This is a genomic window from Pantoea sp. GM_Pan_4, assembly GCF_026541005.1.
Classification (GTDB): Bacteria; Pseudomonadota; Gammaproteobacteria; order Enterobacterales; family Enterobacteriaceae; genus Pantoea; species Pantoea dispersa.
Window position 1 is genome coordinate 59,140 of the sequence record NZ_JALNUZ010000016.1, and the last position, 20,516, is coordinate 79,655.

18 protein-coding genes are annotated in these 20,516 nt (G+C 59.1%); 11 read left to right on the forward strand and 7 right to left on the reverse strand.

Features of this window, described 5'->3' with window-relative positions; translation table 11 throughout:
* Positions 1–159 precede the first annotated feature (159 nt).
* A complete protein-coding gene (locus OXR61_RS21670; protein ID WP_021507873.1) occupies positions 160–1,089 on the reverse strand; it encodes a LysR family transcriptional regulator in 930 nt (309 codons plus the stop codon).
* 93 nt (positions 1,090–1,182) lie between these two features.
* Between OXR61_RS21670 and OXR61_RS21675 the strand changes: the two genes are divergently transcribed.
* From OXR61_RS21675 to OXR61_RS21690, 4 genes are all read left to right on the forward strand, one after another.
* Positions 1,183–2,391: an MFS transporter gene (locus OXR61_RS21675; RefSeq protein WP_031279767.1), complete on the forward strand. Its 1,209-nt coding sequence runs from the start codon at positions 1,183–1,185 to the stop codon at positions 2,389–2,391.
* Between the two features lie 53 nt (positions 2,392–2,444).
* On the forward strand, positions 2,445–3,794 hold the full coding sequence (locus tag OXR61_RS21680; protein WP_021507871.1) for a sodium:proton antiporter: 1,350 nt from the start codon (positions 2,445–2,447) through the stop codon (positions 3,792–3,794).
* A gap of 26 nt (positions 3,795–3,820) precedes the next feature.
* Positions 3,821–4,168: a hypothetical protein gene (locus OXR61_RS21685; protein ID WP_021507870.1), complete on the forward strand. Its 348-nt coding sequence runs from the start codon at positions 3,821–3,823 to the stop codon at positions 4,166–4,168.
* Between the two features lie 163 nt (positions 4,169–4,331).
* Complete coding sequence (locus OXR61_RS21690; protein ID WP_031279766.1) at positions 4,332–5,228, forward strand: alpha/beta hydrolase; 897 nt, start codon at positions 4,332–4,334, stop codon at positions 5,226–5,228.
* 569 nt (positions 5,229–5,797) lie between these two features.
* Here OXR61_RS21690 and OXR61_RS21695 read toward each other — a convergent pair.
* On the reverse strand, positions 5,798–6,715 hold the full coding sequence (locus OXR61_RS21695; protein WP_031279808.1) for a bestrophin family ion channel: 918 nt from the start codon (positions 6,713–6,715) through the stop codon (positions 5,798–5,800).
* A 253-nt stretch (positions 6,716–6,968) separates the two neighbouring features.
* Between OXR61_RS21695 and OXR61_RS21700 the strand changes: the two genes are divergently transcribed.
* The gene (locus OXR61_RS21700; protein WP_021508093.1) at positions 6,969–7,610 is read left to right on the forward strand and encodes a hydrolase; all 642 of its coding nucleotides are present in this window, start codon (positions 6,969–6,971) and stop codon (positions 7,608–7,610) included.
* A gap of 1 nt (position 7,611) precedes the next feature.
* Here OXR61_RS21700 and OXR61_RS21705 read toward each other — a convergent pair whose 3' ends face one another.
* Positions 7,612–8,514 (reverse strand): LysR substrate-binding domain-containing protein, encoded by a 903-nt coding sequence (locus tag OXR61_RS21705; protein WP_021508094.1) that lies wholly within the window; start codon positions 8,512–8,514, stop codon positions 7,612–7,614.
* 95 nt (positions 8,515–8,609) lie between these two features.
* Here OXR61_RS21705 and OXR61_RS21710 point away from each other — a divergent pair, with 95 nt between their 5' ends.
* Positions 8,610–9,431, forward strand: coding sequence for an SDR family oxidoreductase (locus tag OXR61_RS21710; protein ID WP_021508095.1), 822 nt, complete (start codon positions 8,610–8,612; stop codon positions 9,429–9,431).
* Positions 9,432–9,526: 95 nt separating this feature from the next.
* Here OXR61_RS21710 and OXR61_RS21715 read toward each other — a convergent pair whose 3' ends face one another.
* From OXR61_RS21715 to gorA, 3 genes are all read right to left on the reverse strand, one after another.
* Positions 9,527–10,330 (reverse strand): hypothetical protein, encoded by an 804-nt coding sequence (locus OXR61_RS21715; RefSeq protein ID WP_059012346.1) that lies wholly within the window; start codon positions 10,328–10,330, stop codon positions 9,527–9,529.
* 70 nt (positions 10,331–10,400) lie between these two features.
* Complete coding sequence (locus OXR61_RS21720) at positions 10,401–11,333, reverse strand: nucleoside recognition domain-containing protein (protein ID WP_031279810.1); 933 nt, start codon at positions 11,331–11,333, stop codon at positions 10,401–10,403.
* A 141-nt stretch (positions 11,334–11,474) separates the two neighbouring features.
* On the reverse strand, positions 11,475–12,827 hold the full coding sequence (gene gorA / locus OXR61_RS21725) for a glutathione-disulfide reductase (RefSeq protein ID WP_021508098.1): 1,353 nt from the start codon (positions 12,825–12,827) through the stop codon (positions 11,475–11,477).
* A gap of 130 nt (positions 12,828–12,957) precedes the next feature.
* Here gorA and rnz point away from each other — a divergent pair, with 130 nt between their 5' ends.
* Positions 12,958–13,869 carry a ribonuclease Z gene (gene rnz, locus OXR61_RS21730; protein WP_021508099.1) on the forward strand — a complete coding sequence of 304 codons (912 nt, stop codon included), beginning with the start codon at positions 12,958–12,960 and terminating at the stop codon, positions 13,867–13,869.
* A gap of 3 nt (positions 13,870–13,872) precedes the next feature.
* Here the strand turns inward: rnz and OXR61_RS21735 are convergent, their stop codons facing one another.
* A complete protein-coding gene (locus tag OXR61_RS21735; protein WP_021508100.1) occupies positions 13,873–14,715 on the reverse strand; it encodes a 23S rRNA (adenine(2030)-N(6))-methyltransferase RlmJ in 843 nt (280 codons plus the stop codon).
* 336 nt (positions 14,716–15,051) lie between these two features.
* Here OXR61_RS21735 and OXR61_RS21740 point away from each other — a divergent pair, with 336 nt between their 5' ends.
* The 4 genes from OXR61_RS21740 to rsmJ all read left to right on the forward strand — a co-directional run bounded on the left by OXR61_RS21740 (position 15,052) and on the right by rsmJ (position 20,322).
* A complete protein-coding gene (locus tag OXR61_RS21740; protein ID WP_021508101.1) occupies positions 15,052–15,501 on the forward strand; it encodes a hypothetical protein in 450 nt (149 codons plus the stop codon).
* Positions 15,502–15,633: 132 nt separating this feature from the next.
* Positions 15,634–17,304 (forward strand): hypothetical protein, encoded by a 1,671-nt coding sequence (locus OXR61_RS21745; RefSeq protein ID WP_021508102.1) that lies wholly within the window; start codon positions 15,634–15,636, stop codon positions 17,302–17,304.
* 217 nt (positions 17,305–17,521) lie between these two features.
* Positions 17,522–19,564, forward strand: a complete 2,043-nt coding sequence (gene prlC / locus OXR61_RS21750; protein WP_021508103.1) for an oligopeptidase A — start codon at positions 17,522–17,524, stop codon at positions 19,562–19,564.
* Between the two features lie 8 nt (positions 19,565–19,572).
* Positions 19,573–20,322 carry a 16S rRNA (guanine(1516)-N(2))-methyltransferase RsmJ gene (gene rsmJ / locus OXR61_RS21755; RefSeq protein ID WP_021508104.1) on the forward strand — a complete coding sequence of 250 codons (750 nt, stop codon included), beginning with the start codon at positions 19,573–19,575 and terminating at the stop codon, positions 20,320–20,322.
* Positions 20,323–20,516: the final 194 nt, after the last annotated feature.

A 20,516-nucleotide genomic window follows, 5' to 3' on the forward strand; every position in this document is an offset into this window, starting at 1 on the left:
GCACCAGGTGCGCATTAATGCGCACCCTGTAAAAAACCGCAGTGCCCCGTAGGGTCGCCATTCATGGCGACCTGGCCAGTTGTAACTGGTGCGCATAAATGCGCACCCTGTAAAAACCGCAGTGCCCCGTAGGGTCGCCATTCATGGCGACCTGGCCCATTACCGCACCGGCTGCGTGCCGGTCAGCTGCGGCATCACGTCCCTGATCATCGCGAAAAAATGCTGCAGGCGGGCCGGATAATAACTGGCCCACGGGTAGGTCAGCCACACCGGCAGCGGCGGTGCCTGCCAGTCGGGCACCAGCTGCACCAGCGCGCCGCTGGCTAAATCCTCCTGCACCACCCATGACGACACAATCGCGGCGCCCATGCCCGCCAGCGCGGCTTTGCGCACCGCGTACAGGCTATCGCTGGCGAGGCGCGGGGCAATCGCCAGGTTGATTGGCTGGCCGTCGCTGAGACGCTGCAGCGCAATTTCATTACGATAAAAACTGGTCAGCGCCAGCCACGGCAGCTGCGTCAGCTGGGTAACCTCTTTCACCGGCGCATGAGCCGCCAGCAGCGCCGGTGCCGCGACGACAAAGCGCGGCACTTCCGCCAGCAGCACCGCCACCACCGACGGATCGGTGGGCGCGCCGACCTGAATGGCGCAGTCAACGTTTTCACTGACAAAGTCCGGCGTGCGGTCGTTGAGCATCCACTCCACTGCCAGGCGCGGATAGCGCTGCAGATAATCCATCAGCGGCGCAATCAACTGATCCTGACCAAACGCATGCGGCGCACGCACGCGCAGCGTGCCGATCGGGTCGTCATTCGCGCCGGTTAACTCATCTTCCAGCGCGTGCCAGGTCGCCACCAGCTGCCGCGCCTGGGCATAGCAGCGCTCTCCGTCGTCGGTGAGTTTCAGCGCATGGGTGGTGCGTAAAATCAGTTTCAGGCCGAGCCGCTGCTCCAGCGCCTGCAGACGGCGACTCACGGTGGGCTGGGTGGTGCCGAGCTGCGCCGCGGCCGCCGATAGCGAGCCGCTTTCAACAATACGGATAAACGTCTGCATCAGTTCGATGCGGTCAACGCTGGTGAGTGTGCTCATACGTACCATGCATAACAGTTCTGTGTCATAGCAGTCTACCGCGTATGGCCGCAACGCGCTTTAATAAGCGCATCATCACGGGGGAAAACCACTATGTCTGCCATGTCTCAATCTTCTGCCATGCCTGCTGAAAAGCTGCCGGCGCCGCTGGTATTTACGCTGGCGGCCGGTGCCGGTCTCAGCGTGGCATCGATTTACTACAGCCAGCCGATGCTGGATATCATCAGTAAGCAGTTTAATGTGGGCATCGGCAGCGTTGGTATGGTACCGATGCTGACCCAGGCCGGTTACGCGCTGGGGATTCTGCTGCTGGCCCCGCTCGGTGACCGCCACGATCGCCGCACCATCATTCTGGTTAAAGGCTTGCTGCTGGTCGCCGCGCTGCTGCTGTGCGGCTTTTCCGGCGGCATCAATGCGTTGCTGATCGCCAGCTTTGTTACCGGATTAACCGCTACCGTAGCGCAGGACATTGTGCCGGCGTCGGCGGCGCTGGCACCGGAGCGCAGCCGTGGCAAAACCGTCGGCACGGTGATGACCGGGTTGCTGGTCGGCATTCTGCTGTCGCGCGTGGTGAGCGGCGTGGTGGCGGAGTATCTGGGCTGGCGCACCATGTACATGATGGCGGCGGCGGCGGTGCTGCTGAGCAGTCTGGCGCTGTGGCGCGCGCTGCCACGCTTTACGCCGGGCACCACGGTGAGCTATCCGCGTCTGCTGCTGTCGCTGGCGCATCTGTGGCAGCATCACCAGACGCTGCGCCGCGCGGCGCTGGCGCAGGGCCTGCTATCGGTAAGTTTTAGCGCCTTCTGGTCTACCCTGGCGCTGATGCTGAGCGATCGCTTCCATCTCGACAGCGCCGTGGCAGGGGCCTTCGGTCTGGCCGGTGCCGCCGGGGCGCTGGCCGCGCCACTGGCGGGCAGTTTTGCCGACCGCATCGGCCCGGCGCGTGTCACTCAGTATGGCGCCACGCTGGTGATGGTGTCGTTTGCCCTGATGTTCCTGCTGCCGGTGCTGCCGGTGCCGGCGCAGCTTGGCCTGATTATCCTCAGCACCATCGGCTTTGACCTTGGCGTGCAGGCCACGCTGGTGGCGCATCAGACGCTGGTCTACAGCCTGGCGCCGGAAGCGCGCAGCCGCCTCAATGCGCTGATGTTCACCGTGGTGTTTATCGGTATGGCGACCGGCGCGGCGCTCGGTAGCCTGGCGCTGGCCCATTTCGGCTGGAATGGCGTGGTCAGCCTTGCGACGGCTGCCGCTGTGCTTGCGCTGCTGATTCGCCTCGCCAGTCGCCATCTGCAAAACTAATTCACGATCCTGTGCCAGGCTTAAAGGAGAATGTTATTTAAAAACGGAGCGTTATGAACTTCCTGGCCTGGACCGCCCTTACTGGCGGTCTGCTACTTTTGATGTCACTGGCTTCCGGCTGGATTCACCGGGGGCCGGTGACGTCGTTTGGTCTCTACCTGTTCGCGGGCATTCTGTGCGGCCCGTGGATGCTTAATCTGCTGCAAATCGACATTATCGGCCACGCCGAGCTCGCCGCCCATATCACCGAAATCACCATGGCCGCCTCGCTGTTTATCACCGGGCTCAAACTGCGTCTGCCGATGAGCGCGCACGCGTGGCGCGTCGGGCTGCGGCTGGCATTCCCGGCGATGCTGCTGACCGTCGGCGGCATGGCCTGCCTGATTCACTGGATTACCGGCTTTGGCTGGCCGCTGTCGCTGGCGTTTGGTGCCATTGTTGCCCCGACCGACCCGGTGCTTGCCAGCCTGATCTCTGTTAACGATGCGCGCGATGACGATGCTCTGCGCGTGGCGCTCTCCAGCGAGGCCGGCATGAACGACGGTTCAGCGCTGCCGCTGCTGATGCTGGCGCTGCTGCTGATGCATCCGGGCGCCTTCAGTCTGGAGTTGCTGGGCGGCTGGGCGGCGCGCGATGTGGTGTGGGCGATTGGCGGCGGCCTGGCGATTGGTTATCTGCTCGGCCGGCTGATCGGCCAGCTGGCGACCCATCTGCGCAGCGCGCATCACGACGTAGCCCCTAATGATTTCCTCGCGCTGGCACTGATCGCCCTGAGCTACGCGGCGGCGCAGTCGGTGGATGCGTCTGGCTTCCTTGCCACCTTTGCGGCAGGCGTTGGCTTACGCCGCGCCGAGCTGCGCGTGACTAAACGCTTTCCACTGGAAGATTTACCGGAAGAGAAGCGCTACCTGCCGGCAGAGGTGCTGGTCAATCCTAACCAGCGCCTGAAGCAGGGGGGCGGCAGCCCGGTAAAATCGGTCGGCCTGGTGGTCGGCGATGCGCTGTCGTTTGGTGATACTATCGAACGCCTGCTGGCGGCAGCGATGATGGTGGTGCTGGGTATTACGCTGGCGCATCACTGGAATCTCACCGGCATCGGACTGGCGCTGCTGCTGTTTGTGGTGGTGCGACCGCTGGCGGTATGGCTGACCACCTGGCGCTGCGAAATGCCGTTTATGCGGCGGATGCTGATTGGCTGGCTGGGGATTCGCGGCATCGGCAGTATCAATTATATTGCTTATGCCTGGGTGCACGGCCTGCAGGGCCCGCAGGCGGAACAGATGATGGACATGGCGCTGACGCTGGTGGTGTGCAGCATTGTGCTGCACGGCATCACGGTGACGCCGCTACTGAACTGGCGTGCTGCCCGGCAGGCGGCACGCACGCAGCAAGATGAAACGTGATTTTCTGGAAATAACGGGAGCTTATTATGAAAGCATTGCTTATCGCCCTGGTAGGGCTGTCGCTGTCCGCCAGCGCGCTGGCGGATGATACGGATGCCGACGCGCAGGAGAATATCTACGCCAGCCAGCTGTGCCACATTGTTAGCGGGGAGCAGAAAACCGGTGACATGCAGAGCTACACCGAGAAAATGAAGTCACAGCTGGCGGCCAGCCAGTCACCGTCGGCCATGAACAAGCCTTCCTTCAACGAGGAAACCGCGCAGGAAGTGGTCAACGGATGGCTGGAGCTGGGTGAAGAAGAGCGGGCGAAGCTGCGTCACGATCAGCAGCAGTGTGAGCAGACGGTGATGACTCAATTCCAGCAGCAGGATTAACTTTTCCCCTTCTCTTCGTGAATACGCGCCTTTTCTGGCGCGTTTTTTTATGGCTTTTTTGTACGAAATGCGTACATTATCGCCAGATTGAAACAGGACCTGCATCACATAATGAGACGCCGCCTCCGGGCTGGCGCATTTTCCATACCGGCTACTGGGCAAGATGATTACACGGCGTCGTTTTCTGTTGGCTAGCGGAGCAACCGTACTCTCCATGACGGCGGGCAAACTGTTTGCCCGGGATGACATTATTCCGCTCTGGCCGGACGAGCCACCGGGCGGCGGCGGTCCGTCTGGCCTGCTGAAAGTCAGCGCTAACGGTTCGTGGACCAATATCGTTTCTCCCGCTATTCAGCGCTTTCGTCCGGAGAATCCCAACGGCGAAGCAGTGATCGTTGCGGCTGGTGGCGGCTACCGGTTTATCGGCATGGGACGTGAAGCCTGGCCGGTGGCGCGCTGGCTCAATGCCAACGGCTATACCGCCTACGTGCTGAGCTACCGTCTGCCGGGTGAAAAGTGGCAGGCCGGCAGACTGGCGCCGCTGCAGGATGCGCAGCGCGCGATTCGCATGGTGCGCGCGATGGAAAATAAGGTGCACCTGCTGGGCTTTTCGGCCGGCGGCCATCTGCTCGGCATGGCGGCAGCGCGGCCTGACTTCGTCACCTATTCACCGCAGGATTCGCTGGATGACATCCGGCCAACCGCAGACAGCGTCGGGCTGATTTACCCGGTTATCACCCTTGAAGCGCCGTATCAGCACACCCGTACTCACCAGATGATCGTGGGCAATGACGCCACGCCGACCCAGGAAGCCAACTGGTCAGTGCAAAATTACGTTACCCGTGCCTATCCGCCAACCTTTCTGGCGCAGGCGGAGGACGATCATACCTCCAACCCCCACAACACTGAGCTGATGCGCGACGCCTGCCGCCGGATGCGCGTGCCGGTTGAGCTAATCGAACTGAGCAGCGGCGGCCACGGCTTTGGCCTCGGTAAAGCCGGCACCCCCGCCGCGCTGTGGGACCAGGCGTATGTCCGCTGGCTGGATAAGCTGGGTTAAGTTCTTTACTGGCACATCAATCGAGGAGCGCTTGCAACGGCGCTGCAATAACCTTCCGCACAAACCGTAGCGGCGCAATTTATTGCGCAAAAAACAGCGGCGCAGCGGTCGGATTAGCGCGATAAATCGCGCCGCTACGATGCGGTGCGCTCAGCGAGCATGGCGATTGAATCAGCCCGTGCCGTCACGTCAGAATAAAATACCGGTCCCAATCGAGGAGCGCTTGCAACGGCGCTGCAATAACCTTCCGCACAAACCGTAGCGGCGCAATTTATTGCGCAAAAAACAGCGGCGCAGCGGTCGGATTAGCGCGATAAATCGCGCCGCTACGATGCGGTGCGCTCAGCGAGCATGGCGATTGAATCAGCCCGTGCCGTCACGTCAGATTAAAATACCGGTCCCAATCCAGGAGCGCTTGCAACGGCGCTGTAATAACCTTCCGCACAAACCGTAGCGGCGCGATTTATTGCGCAAAAAAACAGCGGTGCAGCGGTCGGATTAGCGCAATAAATCGCGCCGCTACGATGCGGTGCGCTCAGCGGGCATGGCGATTGAATCAGCCCGTGCCGTCACGTCAGATTAAAATACCTGTCCGGCTGGCTCGCTGCCGGCAGCGGGAAATCGTTGTTCATCGCTTTCAGATTGCGTTCGATATTCACGCACAGCGCGTCCAGCGGCAGGTGATTGGGCGCGGTGCCGAACGGATCTTCCAGCTCCTCCGCCAGCGACTCCAGTGACAAAAAGGTATACGAAATAAACACCGACACCAGCGGCGTCATCAGGTGCAAATCCGCCACCAGCGCGAACGGCAGCAGGGTGCAGAACAGATACACCGTGCGGTGCAGAATCAGGCTGTAGGCGAAGGGAATCGGTGTGCTGGCCAGCCGGTCGCAGCCACCCAGATACGCCGACAGATGGTTAAGGTTGTCATCAATACTCTGCCAGACGATATCCGTCACTAAACCCTCATCACGCCGCTGCGCCAGCCATTCGCCCATGCATAACATGATTTGCGAGGTCGGCATCGGATGGCCGAGCACCGCGGCGTGCCACGCGGGCGGCAGCAGCCGCTGCAGATCGGCCTGGGCATCGGTTTTACGCAGCCGGTGTTTCAGGCTCCAGCTAAACGCCAGCTGCAGCCCGATAAACTCCTGCACCTGTTCCGCACGCAGTCCGCGCAGCGTTTTCACCTGGCGCAGCAGCGAGCGCTGAGTAATGTGCATATTGCCCCACAGCGTGCGCGCCTCGATAAAGCGCGCGTAGCTGGCATTATTGCGAAAGCCAAGAAAGATGGCGATCGACACGCCAATCAGGCTGAATGGTGCGGTGGTCAGGTGAATGCCGAGCGTGGAATACCAGGGATAACCCAGTATGGCGATCACTGACATCAGCAGGTTAAGCGACAGGCGGAACGCAATGCGAGACAGCACAGAGCCGTGCCAGTCAAACAACCGGAGAAACCAGTGTTGATGAGGACGTACGATCATTTTGCGATGGTGTTTTTTATGATTTTGTCGCCACAGATTACGCCCGTCGCAGGCGCAGAATCAACGTTGGTGAGCCACTGTTTTACCAGCAAAAACGCTGCGCTTGAGTGAATTAATCCATTTAAATCAATCTTCTAAAAACGCTTTGAACAAGTTGTAAAATTCTTTGCGTTATCTCTTTGTCCGCGCTTTCTCTAAAGTTTATTCCAGCAGCACAACACACAAATTTAAAACCACTTTAGAGGAAACTATCATGTCTAAACTCGACCTGCTTGACCCACAGAACTCAACCCTGATCTTCATCGACCACCAGCCACAGATGGCGTTTGGTGTCGCCAATATTGACCGCCAGCAGCTCAAAAATAACACCGTCGCCCTGGCGAAAGCGGGGAAAATTTTCGACGTGCCGGTGATTTACACCTCGGTAGAAACGGAAAGCTTCAGCGGCTACATCTGGCCAGAACTGCTGGCGGTGCACCCGGAATCGAAGCCGATTGAGCGCACCTCCATGAACTCCTGGGAAGACGCGAAATTTGTCGAGGCGGTAGAGAAAACCGGTCGTAAAAAACTGATCATCTCGGCGCTGTGGACCGAAGTGTGCCTGACCTTCCCGGCTCTGATGGCGCTGAAAGCCGGTTACGAAGTGTATGTGGTGACCGATACCTCCGGCGGCACCAGTGTTGATGCGCACGAACGTTCCGTGCAGCGCATGGTGCAGGCGGGTGCGGTGCCGGTGACCTGGCAGCAGGTGCTGCTGGAGTACCAGCGCGACTGGTCACGCAAAGAGACCTATGATGCGGTGATGGATCTGGTGCGTGAGCACAGCGGTGCCTACGGCATGGGTGTCGACTACGCCTACACCATGGTGCACAAAGCGCCGCAGCGTCAGGGCTGATTCAGCGGTAGTGCGGCAGGCGGGTTTTCAATACGTCGATAAACAGCCGCAGCGCCATCGACTGATGCCGGTTCGGCGGGAACCACAGCGCGATTCCCGCCGACTGAATGCGCCAGTCGGCCAGCAGCTCCACTAATTTTCCCTGCTGCAGTGCCTCGCTAACGTACAGCGAAGGCACGAATGCAATCCCTGAACCGTTGATGGCCGCGCGCGCCATCAGCGCGTTATTATCTAACGTCAGCGTACCCGGCACGTCAATCTCCAGACTTTCTTCCGCTCTCTGATACTCCCAGCGATAGCGTTTGCCCCCGGGCAGGCGATGACGAATACACTGCTGCTGCAGTAAATCCTGCGGCTGACGCACCGGCGCGTGCGCCGCCAGATAGTCGGGCGAGGCCACGGTAACGAAGGTCAGCGGGCCGCCGAGCGCAATAGCCACCATATCCTGCGGCACATCCTCAATCAGCCGGATACCGGCATCAAACCCGGCGGCGGTGATATCCACCAGCGCGCCCTGGGCGGCGAAATCAAGCTGAATACCGGGATAGCGCGCGCTGAACTCAGGCACCACCTGATCCAGCAGCAGGCCAATCACCACATCGCTGGCGCTGATGCGCAGCGTACCGTACTGCTGCTGGCGGCTCAGGCTGACGTCGTGCAGCACCTCATCCATCTGATTGAGCAGCGGCGCGAGACGCTGTAATAGTTGCTCACCGGCGTCGGTCAGCGACACGCTGCGTGTGGTGCGCTGAAACAGCTGCACGCCGAGGTTGTGCTCCAGCGTTTTCACCAGGTGGCTGAGCGAAGAGCGCTTCAGGCCAAGCAACTCGGCGGCGCGCCGAAAGCTGCGCTGCTCGCCCAGCGTTTTGATCGCCTGCAGTTCGTGCCAGGAAGGGCGTTTCATTGGTGGTATTTCCTCACCAGGTCATGTGCGATTGGGGAGATTATGACCACCAGTAAAGCGATCTATCATCAGGTTTTCAACATGAGGAGCGCAAAATGAAAACCTGGTTAATTACCGGTGCCAGCAGCGGGCTGGGCCGACTGATGAGTGAACGTTTACTTGAGCGCGGCGATCGCGTGGTGGCAACAGTGCGCCGCGAGCAGGCGCTGGAAGATTTGCAGCAGCAATATGGCGATCGGTTGCTGGTGATGCGGCTGGATCTGGCCGAAACGGCCAGTATCGCACCGGCCATCGCCAGCGCCTTTGCCCGCGTCGGGCGTATTGATGTGGTGGTAAGCAACGCCGCTTACGGTCTGTTTGGCGCGGCGGAAGAGCTCAGCGACGCGCAGATTGCACGCCAGATCGCCACCAATCTCACCGGATCGATCCAGCTGATTCGCGCCGTCATCCCGCATTTGCGCCAGCAGGGCGGTGGCCGCATTGCGCAGATCTCGTCCGAAGGCGGCCAGGTGGCGTATCCCAATTTCAGCCTGTATCACGCCAGCAAATGGGGCATTGAAGGTTTTGTCGAAGCGGTGCGCCAGGAAGTCGCCAGCTTTGGCATCGAGCTGCTGCTGGTGGAGCCGGGCCCGACCGTCACTAACTTCGCCAGCGGGCTGGATATCGCCGCGCCGCTCGACGCCTATCGTGATAACGCATCCGGTCAGTTCCGTCGGGCGATTGAAGCGGGTGACTTTGCTATATTGGGTGATGCCGGAAAATGCGTGGCGGCCACGCTGGCGACGCTGGATCAGGAAACGATGCCGCTGCGGCTGGCGCTGGGCAGCACGGCCTATCAGCACATCGAAGCCGCGCTGGAAGCCCGGCTGGCAGAACTGCGCGCGCAGAGAGCGCTGGCGTTTGGCGCGGATGCGTAACTTTGCCGTGTAACCTGGTTGCGCAGACCGTTATTAATGGCGGTCTGCGGCTGGTTAACACGGACTGGCTGACATCGTTGTCTCTTTTATTTACCTTAACCATAAAAACGATTTTTATTTTCGTTTTTAACGATATGCTTCAATAGATATTGGCATTTATCAACAACATTGCGGGCATTTTTAAACCCCTGTTCAATCACCGCAATATTTAATACATGGTCGTCATGGTTAAACTGCATTGGTTCGGTATCGCACATGTTCCAGGCACGCGTTGTCGCTTCTGTCCAGTGATGAACGCTTTCTCCGGACCAGGCAATATTCTCTTTAAGCATTCTCACTGGGTTCCCGCCCCAGCAGCTATTGGAGTGTATCGTTTTCCCCGCCACCAGACTCATGGCACCAATTACGCTGCCGGAGTGGATCGAGGAACCTTTTAAAATCATCGCGTTTTGTCCGATCCACACGTGATCGCCGATATAAATGCTACGGGAATGATTGATGCGCTGATTATCCGCAATGTTATATATCAGATGAGGATCGGCGGTTCGCATCCAGATACCAAAGGAGAGACAACAATGATTGCCAATGATGATATTTTTTTCTTCTGAGAGAATCAGCGTTAACTTTTCATTGAAGTAATTATGTCTGCCGATGAAGCAGACCGAATTTGAGAATGCAATTATTTTAACGATGTAGGGTATCGCACTTTGGCTCAAATAAATGATTGAATTATCCGCCCGAAAATCCACTACGGAATCCTGCAGGACTACGCCCTCCTCACATATCAGAATATTGTTCTTACCATGAAAATTAATCTGGCTATTGATGAGTGTCGGTTCTTTACCGAGAAATTTGTTACCTTCAATAAGCCTGAGCTGCTCTGGATGTAATATTGTCATTTTTCGCTACGTGAGTCGGGATGGCCGTTTTCAAAGCGGCCTGAATCACGTCGATATTAAGCGTTGGGCATCAGAACAGCAGGCTGTGCGCCGTGGCGCGCAGCGCAATGCCGAGCAAAATGCCGGGCACGGCGAAGCGGAACAGGCGCGGAAAACGGCTGGAGAGCCCGAGGAAAATGCCGATGCCGGGCAGGTCGAAGGTCTGAATCAGCAGGCCTGCCGCGGCGTTGATGTTGTGCGCACTGTACTGCCCCTGTTCGACCAGTCCGGCAACCACGCCGTAATAGGCGGTACCGCCGGCCAGGCATTTGGTCAGCGCAGGCAGCACATACACCTCGGCGATATGCAGTTTGTGTAACAGCGGTGCCAGCAGCTGCGTCAGCAGCTCAATGGCGCCGGCACTCTTCAGGATGCCCACTACCGACAAGGAAAGGATCAGCATCGGCAGCGAACCGAGCGCGAGGCGAATGGCGTCGGCACCCGAGGTGTTGATGATGGCGATCAGTCCCGGCTTCGTGTCGCTGTTCTCCACGCCCTGGTCTTCATCGCGCAGCGCGACGTCGGAAAGTTTGCGGGCAAAAAAATGATAGGTTGAGGCGGCCGCCAGCACGCCGCCGCTGATGGAGAACAGCAGCGCGGCGCTCCAGTTGAGCCCGTCAGGAATCAGCGGATAAAAGGCGTTGGCCTGGCCCATCGCAAACAGCATCGCCAGCGTGGCCGCCATATGGCGGTCTGAAGTGCCGCGCTTCTCCATGATCGCCAGCGCGGCGAGCGGTGCGGCAAAACTGACAAAATTCAACTGGATGAGTGCGAACAGCGCCAGGCCGGTAATCCCCAGCGGCTTCAGTAACGGCGTGGCGTGGCGCACGACAAAATCCAGCACGCCTTTCACTTCGAGGTATTTCATGATGAATAGCATCACCACCATGATGGGAATCAGGGTGTAAAGCGCGACGTCGACCGCAGCTTTGCCCGACTCCATAATTATGCTGATGATATTCACGTGCTGACGTCGTCCCGTTACCGCAAAACGCTGGCCGCCGGGCCAGCAAAGCAAAAATCATAGCGGGTATGCGCGCTGTTGAGTAGTCAGCAAACAAAAAAGCCCCCAGGCGGGGGCTGCGATGATGGCGCGGAGGCGGTGTTAGCGCATGGTGACGAACTCTTCCGCCGCCGTCGGGTGAATCGCCACGGTGTTGTCGAAGTCTTTTTTGGTGGCGCCCATCTTCAGCGCCACCGCAAAGCCCTGCAGCATCTCATCCATGCCGTTGCCGATACCGTGAATACCCACAATCTTCTCTTCCGGCCCCACGCATACCAGCTTCATGCGGCACGGCTGACGGTGCTGGGTCACCGCGGTATACATGGCGGTGAACGACGATTTGTACACTTTTACCTGGTCGTCGCCATACTGCTCACGCGCCTGCGGTTCGGTCAGACCGACGGTGCCAATCGGCGGATGGCTGAACACCACGGTGGGAACGTTGCTGTAGTCGAGATGCTCGTCCGGCTTGTTATTAAACAGGCGTTCGGACAGGCGACGGCCTGCCGCCACGGCCACCGGCGTCAGCTCGACCGCACCGGTGTTATCACCCACCGCATAGATGCCTTTGACGTTGGTGTTCTGGAACTTGTCGACCTGAATGTAGCCTTTGTCATTCAGCGCCACACCGGTCACCGCCAGGTTGAGGTTATCGGTGGCGGGCTCGCGGCCAATCGCCCACACCAGGCAATCCACCGTCTGCTGCTGGCCGTTTTCCAGCTGCAGCGTCAGGCTGCCGTCAGCATTCCTGATCACCGCTTTCGGGATCGATTCGGTGTGCAGCGTCGGACCTTCCGCCTGCATCACTTCAACCAGCGTTTCAACAATCAGCGGGTCGAAGCTGCGCAGCGGCGCATGCTGACGCACAAACAGGTGAGTTTCTGCGCCCAGCGCATTCACCACGCCGGCCAGCTCTACCGCAATATAGCCTGCGCCTACCACCGCAACGCGTTTTGGCAGCGCGTCCAGCTCAAAGAAGCCGTCGGAATCGATGCCGTACTCTGCGCCCGGCACCTGCGGATGGCTGGGACGACCGCCGGTGGCGATCAGTATATGGTCGGCAGTAATGGTCTCGCCGTTCACTTCCACCGTGTGGGCATCGACAAAGCGCGCGAATCCTTTGATCACTTCCACCTTGTTTTTACCCAGCACGTTGTCGTACGAGGTGTGGATACGGTCGATGTAGGCGCTGCGATTTTTCACCAGCGTTGACCAGTCAAAGCGATTAACGGTGGTATCAAAGCCGTAATCCGGACCGTACAGGTGAATTGCTTCGGCGATTTGTGCCGCATGCCACATCACTTTCTTCGGTACACAGCCGACGTTGACGCAAGTGCCGCCCAGCTCTTTCGCTTCGATCAGCGCGCACTTCTGGCCATACATCGCCGCACGGTTAATGGAGGCGATACCGCCGCTGCCGCCGCCAATGGCGAGGTAATCAAAATGTCTGGTCATCCGTTGTGTCCATCTGTTGGAGGAAAACTGGCATAGAGTGTAACGCCGCTTCAGTTACCGGCGCAAAGTTTGCACCTATGTATGTAATAGGGTTGAATGCCGGCAAGGGGTTGGCTTAAAGGAACTTATCATGCACCTGACATTTCTTGGTACCGGCGCGGGCGCGCCCAGCCTGCAGCGCAACGTCACGGCCATTGCGCTGACGCTGTCGAAGCGCGGCGAGACCTGGCTGTTCGACTGTGGCGAAGCGACGCAGCATCAGTTTATGCGATCGGCGCTTAAGCCCGGCAAGCTGGAAAAAATCTTTATTACCCATTTGCATGGCGATCACATCTTTGGCCTGCCGGGTCTGCTCACCAGCCGTTCGATGGCGGGCCTGACCGAGCCGATGACGCTGTACGGTCCGAAAGGATTGCGCCAGTTTGTCGAGACTGCGCTCAGCCTGAGTGGCTCTTATACCGGCTATCCGCTGGAGATTGTCGAGATCGAAGCCGGTCTGGTGCTGGATAACGGTGAGTTTCGCGTCACTGCTTATGCGCTAAACCACGTGGTTGAGTGCTATGGCTACCGCATCGAACAGCATGATAAGCCGGGCTTCCTTGACGCACCGCGCCTGAAGGCGGAAGGTGTGCCGCGCGGCCCGTGGTATCAGGATCTGAAACAGGGCAAACGCATCACGCTGGAAGATGGCCGCGAGATCAACGGCGCCGACTATCTTGGCCCGTCCACCAAAGGCAAAGTGCTGGCGATCTTCGGCGATACCGGCCCCACCGAGGTGGCGTTGCAGCTGGCGGCGAACGCCGATGTGATGGTGCATGAAACCACGCTGGAAGCGGCGATGGCGGAAAAAGCCAACGGGCGCGGCCACTCCACTACGGTGCAGGCGGCCAGCGTGGCACAGCGCGCTGGCGCAAAACGCATGATCGCTACGCACTTTAGCTCGCGCTATTTGTCGCAGGATCGGGAAAGGCTGCTGGCAGAGTGCCAGTCGGTTTTTCCGGCCACCGAACTGGCGCATGATTTTGCGATATTTGAGGTGTAGCGCTTATTCCGGCACGATTTGCGTCACGCTGTAGTGACCGGTGCCGGCGGGCACCAGTTTCTGGTGCAGCCACGGCAGCAGCTCTTCCATCTGCGCTTTCAGCTTCCACGGCGGGTTGATGACAATCATCCCGGACGCAGTCATGCCGCGCTGATCGCTGTCCGGACGCACTGCCAGCTCGATCTGCAGAATATTGCGGATGCCGGTGGCTTCCAGATCCTTCAGCATGTGCTTGATCTGCTGGCGCAACACCACCGGATACCACAGCGCATAGACGCCGGTGGCGAAACGTTTGTGACCTTCCTGAATGCCTTTCACCACATCCTGATAATCGCTTTTCATTTCGTACGGCGGGTCGATAAGGATCAGACCGCGACGAGTCGGTGGCGGCAGTTTGGCCTTCAACTGCTGATAACCATCCGCGCGTTCAACGCGGGCGCGCGCATCTTTACTGAACTCACTGCGCAGCAGCGGGTAATCGGTCGGATGCAGTTCGGTGAGCTGCAGCTTATCCTCGTCGCGCAGCAGATGGCGGGCGATCAGCGGCGAGCCAGGGTAATAGCGCAGCGTGCCGGTTGGGTTGAGGTTGCGAATCGCCGCCAGATAGGGCTTCAGCAGCGCTGGTGCGTCCGGCTGCTGCCAGATACGCGCAATGCCTTCCAGATATTCGCCGGTACGTTCGGCGTGCTCACCGCTCAGCTGGTAACGTCCGGCACCGGCGTGGGTGTCCAGATAGAGGAAAGGTTTCTCCTTCTCCATCAGGGCGGTGAGGATCAGGCTTTCAACGGTGTGTTTCAGCACGTCGGCGTGGTTGCCGGCATGAAAACTGTGGCGATAACTCAGCATAAAAAAGAGGGGTCCGCGGTTGGATCAATGAAGTCGAATAGATCGTGTGTGGCGCGATTATAGCCGCGCCGCATAAAAATTGCTGACGTTTTACCATCCGCTTAAGTTTTCAGCGCCCGGGTCGCTTTAGCGGAATGCGACCGGTCTGGTAGAGAACTAATTTCACTTAGGGATAATTCGACTCTCGAAATTTTACCGCAGATTAAGTAAGTTAGTAGCCGAAAACGAAGCGGTCGCGAGCGAAATGCCAGGAATGCGTCTCTGGCAAGGAAACTTTTCGGCCATGGCCGTATAATTTTTTGCTTCAAGCATCCTTAATAACTCCTGGTGACAATAATGAAAAAAATGACTGGTATCGCGGTGGCAAGCCTGCTGGCACTGGCCGGCTGCGCGAAACAACAGCCTGTTCATAGCCTGGTAACGCCGCCCGCCGCCGACGCTCAGCCGATGGCTGAATCCGCTGCACGGCCTGACGGCCAGCCGTTTGTAACCGAAGCGCCAGCTCAGCCGGCCGCTGCCTCGTTCGCTGACGATCGCGCCAGCAACATTCAGCAGTGCCGTAAAGAGCTGGATGCGATGCGTCTCTACAGCCAGGCGTCTTATGACAGCTACCAGGCGGAATTCCAGAAAATTGGCGCGCAGACCAACAAATATCTGCAGATTAAAGATTCGATCGGCGCGGATATTAACGATTTAGTCATGCCGCGCTATCAGTTCCAGATCCGTGAACTGTGCTTCCGCATTAAAACCCGTCTGTCACAGCTGATTATTCGCCAGGCCGGTTAACAATAACGGCGTAAGCCGACCCCTTTTTTAACAGCGCGACAACCTCGCGCGGTGGATGGCTTCATCTCAATTAACATATTGAGATGAGGCCTTTTGTTTCTTAGCGGCAAGGAGCCGCGACTGGAGGTTTTGATGACACAGCGTCATCTGCTGGCGGTGCTGATTAGCGCGGCCTTACTGCTACCCGGACAGGCCGCGTCAGCGGCTGATGATGACATGCTGCGCGCGTTCAGCGAAGCAGCGCGCACCCTGCCGCCGGCACCGGCAGCAAAACCACAGCCACCTGCAAAACCGGCCGCTAAACCGGCGGCGAAAACCGTCAGCAAGGCAGAGAAAAAAGCCGCAACAGCGCCCGATCACAGTGCGGAACTGACGCGTCTGCGCCTCCGCGTGGCGGAACTCGAAAAGCTGTCTGCGGCACCTGCGGTGAAAGCGGACGATGCGTTAAAGGCGCAGCTGGCTGCCAGCGACAAAAAACTGGCAGCGCTCAGCGCGGAGAAGCAGCAGCAGGAGAAAAACATCGCCACGCTGCAGCAGGCGCTGAAAGAGGCACAGCAGCAGCAAAGCGCCGGCAGTGCCCAGCTGACGAAACAGCTCAGCGACGCGCGCGCGGCGGCCACCCAGAGCGCCGATGCGCTTAAAGCGTTGAAAGCGGAAAACGACAAGGCGCTGGCGGCGTTGCAGGCTGAGAGCAAAAAGCAGCTCAGCGCCCAGCAGGCCGGGAACGATAAAAAACTGGCAGCGCTCAGCGTGGAGAAGCAGCAGCAGGAGAAAAACATCGCCACGCTGCAGCAGGCGCTGAAAGAGGCACAGCAGCAGCAAAGTGCCGGCATCGCCCAGTTGACGAAGCAGCTCAGCGACGCGCGCGCGGCGGCCACCCAGAGCGCCGATGCGCTTAAAGCGCTGAAAGCGGAAAACGACAAGGCACTGGCGGCGCTGCAGGCAGAGAGCAAAAAGCAGCTCAGCGCCCAGCAGGCGGAGAGCGACAAAAAGCTGGCGGCATTACAGGCTGAAAGCAAGCAGCAGCTCAGCGCACAACAGGCTGAGAGCGCCCAAAAACTGGCCGCGCTGCAGACGCAGCAGGCCGAGCGTGAAAAACAACTCGCCGCGCTGGATAGCGAAAAACAGCAGCAGGCGCACAACCTGGCGCAGCTGACGCGGGAACTGGAGGCGGCGAAGCAGCAACCGGCCGCCGCGCCGAAACTTTCTGCCCCGAAAAGCGATGCCGAACGCGATGGCTACACGCTGGGTCAGTTCATTGCCAGCAATGCGGTGGTGCAGCTGCAGATGGTCAAAGACATCGGCCTCAGCATTAGTATGGATCAGCTGATTGCCGGCTTAACCACCCAGCTGCAAAGCGGTGATTCGCTGCTTGATGGCGAAGAGATGGCGCGCCGTTACGCCACTATGCAGGCCTCCATTGGCAAAGGACTGAACGCGCTGATTGAAAAAGGTTACGCGCAGCTGGACAAGAAAGTGGCGAAGCGTAAAGCGCTGAAGAAAGATCTCGGCATGCAGTGGTTTGCGGTGAAAAGCGTGAAAGGCAAACTGCTGCCGGACCAGCAGGCGGCGGTCAGCGTCCGCGTTACCACCCTGAGCGGCAAGGTAATCAATGATTTTTCGCACGATCAGGTGCCGTTCAACGACAGCCTGCCGCCGCTGTTGCAGGAAGGCATGTCGCTGACCGGTAAAGGCGGCGCAGTGGAAGGCTGGGCGCTGGCGAAAGATATTTACGAGCGCGAGCCGCTGCCACCGTGGGTCGCGCCGTATGATGTGATCCATTATCAGCTGACCATCAAATAACCTCTGGCCCGCCGTCTGGCGGGCTTTTTTTTTCAACATTGCGCGCTAGATCGCGCCGCTACTGATACGTGCACTTATTGTAGCGGCGCGATTCATCGCGCGTTTTTCTCTCTGCCCTTGCGGGTGGCATTGATTTTCCCCTCGTCTGGCCGCATGTTAGTAAAATTGCGCCGCGCCCCTGCGCGCGGCCCCACTCCATGATGAAAGGACTGCGCTTATGACCAATCCGTTACTCACGCCTTTTACGCTACCGCCTTTTTCCGCCATCAAACCTGAGCACGTGGTTCCCGCTGTAACTCAAGCGCTGAACGACTGTCGCGCGGCGGTGGAGCGCGTAGTGGCGCAGGGCGCGCCTTACACCTGGGAAAATTTAGTCCAGCCGCTGGCGGAAGTAGACGATCGCCTGGGCCGCATCTTCTCGCCGGTCAGCCATCTCAACTCGGTAAAAAACAGCCCGGAACTGCGCGAAGCCTACGAGCAGACGCTGCCGCTGCTGTCCGAATACAGCACCTGGGTGGGCCAGCACGAAGGCCTGTATCAGGCGTATCGCAACCTGCGTGAGGGCGAGAGCTACGCACAGCTGGATACCGCGCAGAAGAAAGCGGTGGATAACAGCCTGCGCGACTTTGAGCTGTCCGGTATCGGCCTCGATAAACAGAAACAGAAACGCTATGGCGAGATCGCCGCGCGCCTCTCCGAGCTGGGATCGGCTTACAGCAACAACGTGCTGGACGCCACCATGGGCTGGAGCAAACTGATCACCGACGAAGCTGAACTGGCGGGCATGCCGGAGAGCGCACTGGCCGCGGCCAAAGCGCAGGCGGAAGCCAAACAGCAGGAAGGCTGGCTGCTGACGCTGGATATCCCGAGCTATCTGCCGGTGATGACCTATTGTGACAACGCCGCGCTGCGTGAAGAGATGTATCGCGCCTATTCCACCCGTGCCTCCGATCAGGGCCCGAACGCCGGTAAATGGGACAACGGCCCAATCATGGCGGAAGAGCTGGCGCTGCGCCACGAACTGGCCGAGCTGCTGGGCTTTGACTCGTTCGCCGACAAATCGCTGGCAACCAAAATGGCGGAAAGCCCGTCTCAGGTGATCGACTTCCTGAACGACCTCGCCAAACGCGCGCGCCCGCAGGGTGAAAAAGAGCTGGCGCAGCTGCGTGCCTTCGCCAAAAAAGAGTTTGGCGTGGATGACATGAATCCGTGGGATCTCACCTATTACGGCGAGAAGCAGAAACAGCATCTGTACACCATCAGCGACGAACAGCTGCGTCCGTACTTCCCGGAATCACGCGCGGTAAACGGCCTGTTTGAAGTGGTGAAGCGCATTTATGGCATCACCGCCAAAGAGCGTACCGACGTGGATGTTTATCATCCGGACGTGCGTTTCTTCGACCTGTACGACGAGAGCGGCGAGCTGCGTGGCAGCTTCTACCTCGACCTTTACGCGCGCGAGCACAAGCGCGGCGGCGCGTGGATGGATGACTGCGTCGGGCAGATGCGCAAAGCCGATGGCAGTCTGCAGAAGCCGGTGGCGTACCTGACCTGTAACTTCAATCGCCCGGTACAGGGCAAACCGGCGCTGTTCACTCACGATGAAGTGACCACACTGTTCCACGAGTTCGGCCACGGCCTGCACCACATGCTGACGCGCATCGAAGCGCCGGGCGTATCCGGCATCAACGGCGTGCCTTGGGATGCGGTCGAGCTGCCGAGCCAGTTTATGGAAAACTGGTGCTGGGAGCCGGAAGCGCTGGCGTTCATCTCCGGCCATTACGAAACCGGTGAGCCGCTGCCGAAAGCGCTGCTGGATAAAATGCTGGCGGCGAAGAACTATCAGGCGGCGCTGTTCATTCTGCGTCAGCTGGAGTTCGGCCTGTTCGATTTCCGTCTGCATACCGAATTTGATCCGGCGCAGGGCGCGCAAATCCTCGAAACCCTGCGTGAAGTGAAAAAACAGGTTGCCGTAGTGCCGAGTCCGGAGTGGGGCCGCTTCCCGCACGCCTTCAGCCACGTGTTTGCCGGTGGCTACGCGGCGGGTTACTACAGCTATCTGTGGGCCGATGTGCTGGCTGCCGATGCGTATTCGCGCTTCGAAGAAGAGGGCATCTTCAACCGTCAGACCGGTCAGTCGTTCCTCGACAACATCCTGACGCGCGGCGGTTCCGAAGAGCCGATGGAGCTGTTCAAGCGCTTCCGCGGCCGTGAACCGCAGCTGGATGCGATGCTGGAACACTACGGAATTCAGGGATAAACCTGCTTGTGAAGATCGGTTTAGTGGATGAAACAGGCGCCGGAGACGGCGCCTTATTACATTTGGCGCAGCGCTGGGGGCTGGAGCAGGACGACAGCGCCACGCTGGCGCTGGTGCTGACAGCTCAGCATCTGGAGCTGCGTAAAGTCGATGAGCCAAAGCTTGGCGGCATCTTTGTCGATTTCGTTTCCGGCGCGATGGCGCACCGGCGCAAATTTGGCGGCGGACGCGGCGAAGCGGTGGCGAAAGCGGTGGGCATCAAAGGGGATTATCTGCCCGACGTGGTGGATGCGACGGCAGGATTGGGGCGCGATGCCTTTGTGCTGGCCGCGCTGGGCTGTCGCGTGCGTATGCTGGAGCGTCATCCGGTGGTCGCGGCGCTGCTGGAAGATGGTTTGCGGCGTGGTTATGAAGATGCGGAGATCGGCGGCTGGCTGCGCGAGCGGCTGACGCTGCTGCATGTGGTCAGCCAGCAGGCGCTGAGTGATATCACGCCGGCACCGGACGTGGTGTATCTCGATCCGATGTATCCGCACCGGCAGAAAAGCGCGCTGGTGAAGAAGGAGATGCGGGTGTTTCAGTCGCTGGTGGGGCCGGACGAGGATGCCGATGCGCTGCTCGAACCGGCGCGCCGTCTGGCGAAGAAGCGCATCGTGGTGAAGCGCCCGGATTACGCACCGCCGCTGGCCGGCGTCGCCACCCAATCGGCGGTGGTGACCAAAAGCCACCGTTTCGATATTTATCCGCCGTTGTCGTAAGCAGTCACTATGGGCTTAGCGGCGTGAATCATCGCGTCGCTGCAAGCCATATAATTTCATATCATGACGATGCATAACGTGGATTGTGCATAGCCATAAGTTAACTGGTTAAAACTCATATCTTTACTGTCTTCCGCCCGGAAATTCACTCCTTCCAGACTTATGCTAACCCATCAAGTATATTTCCGTTATTT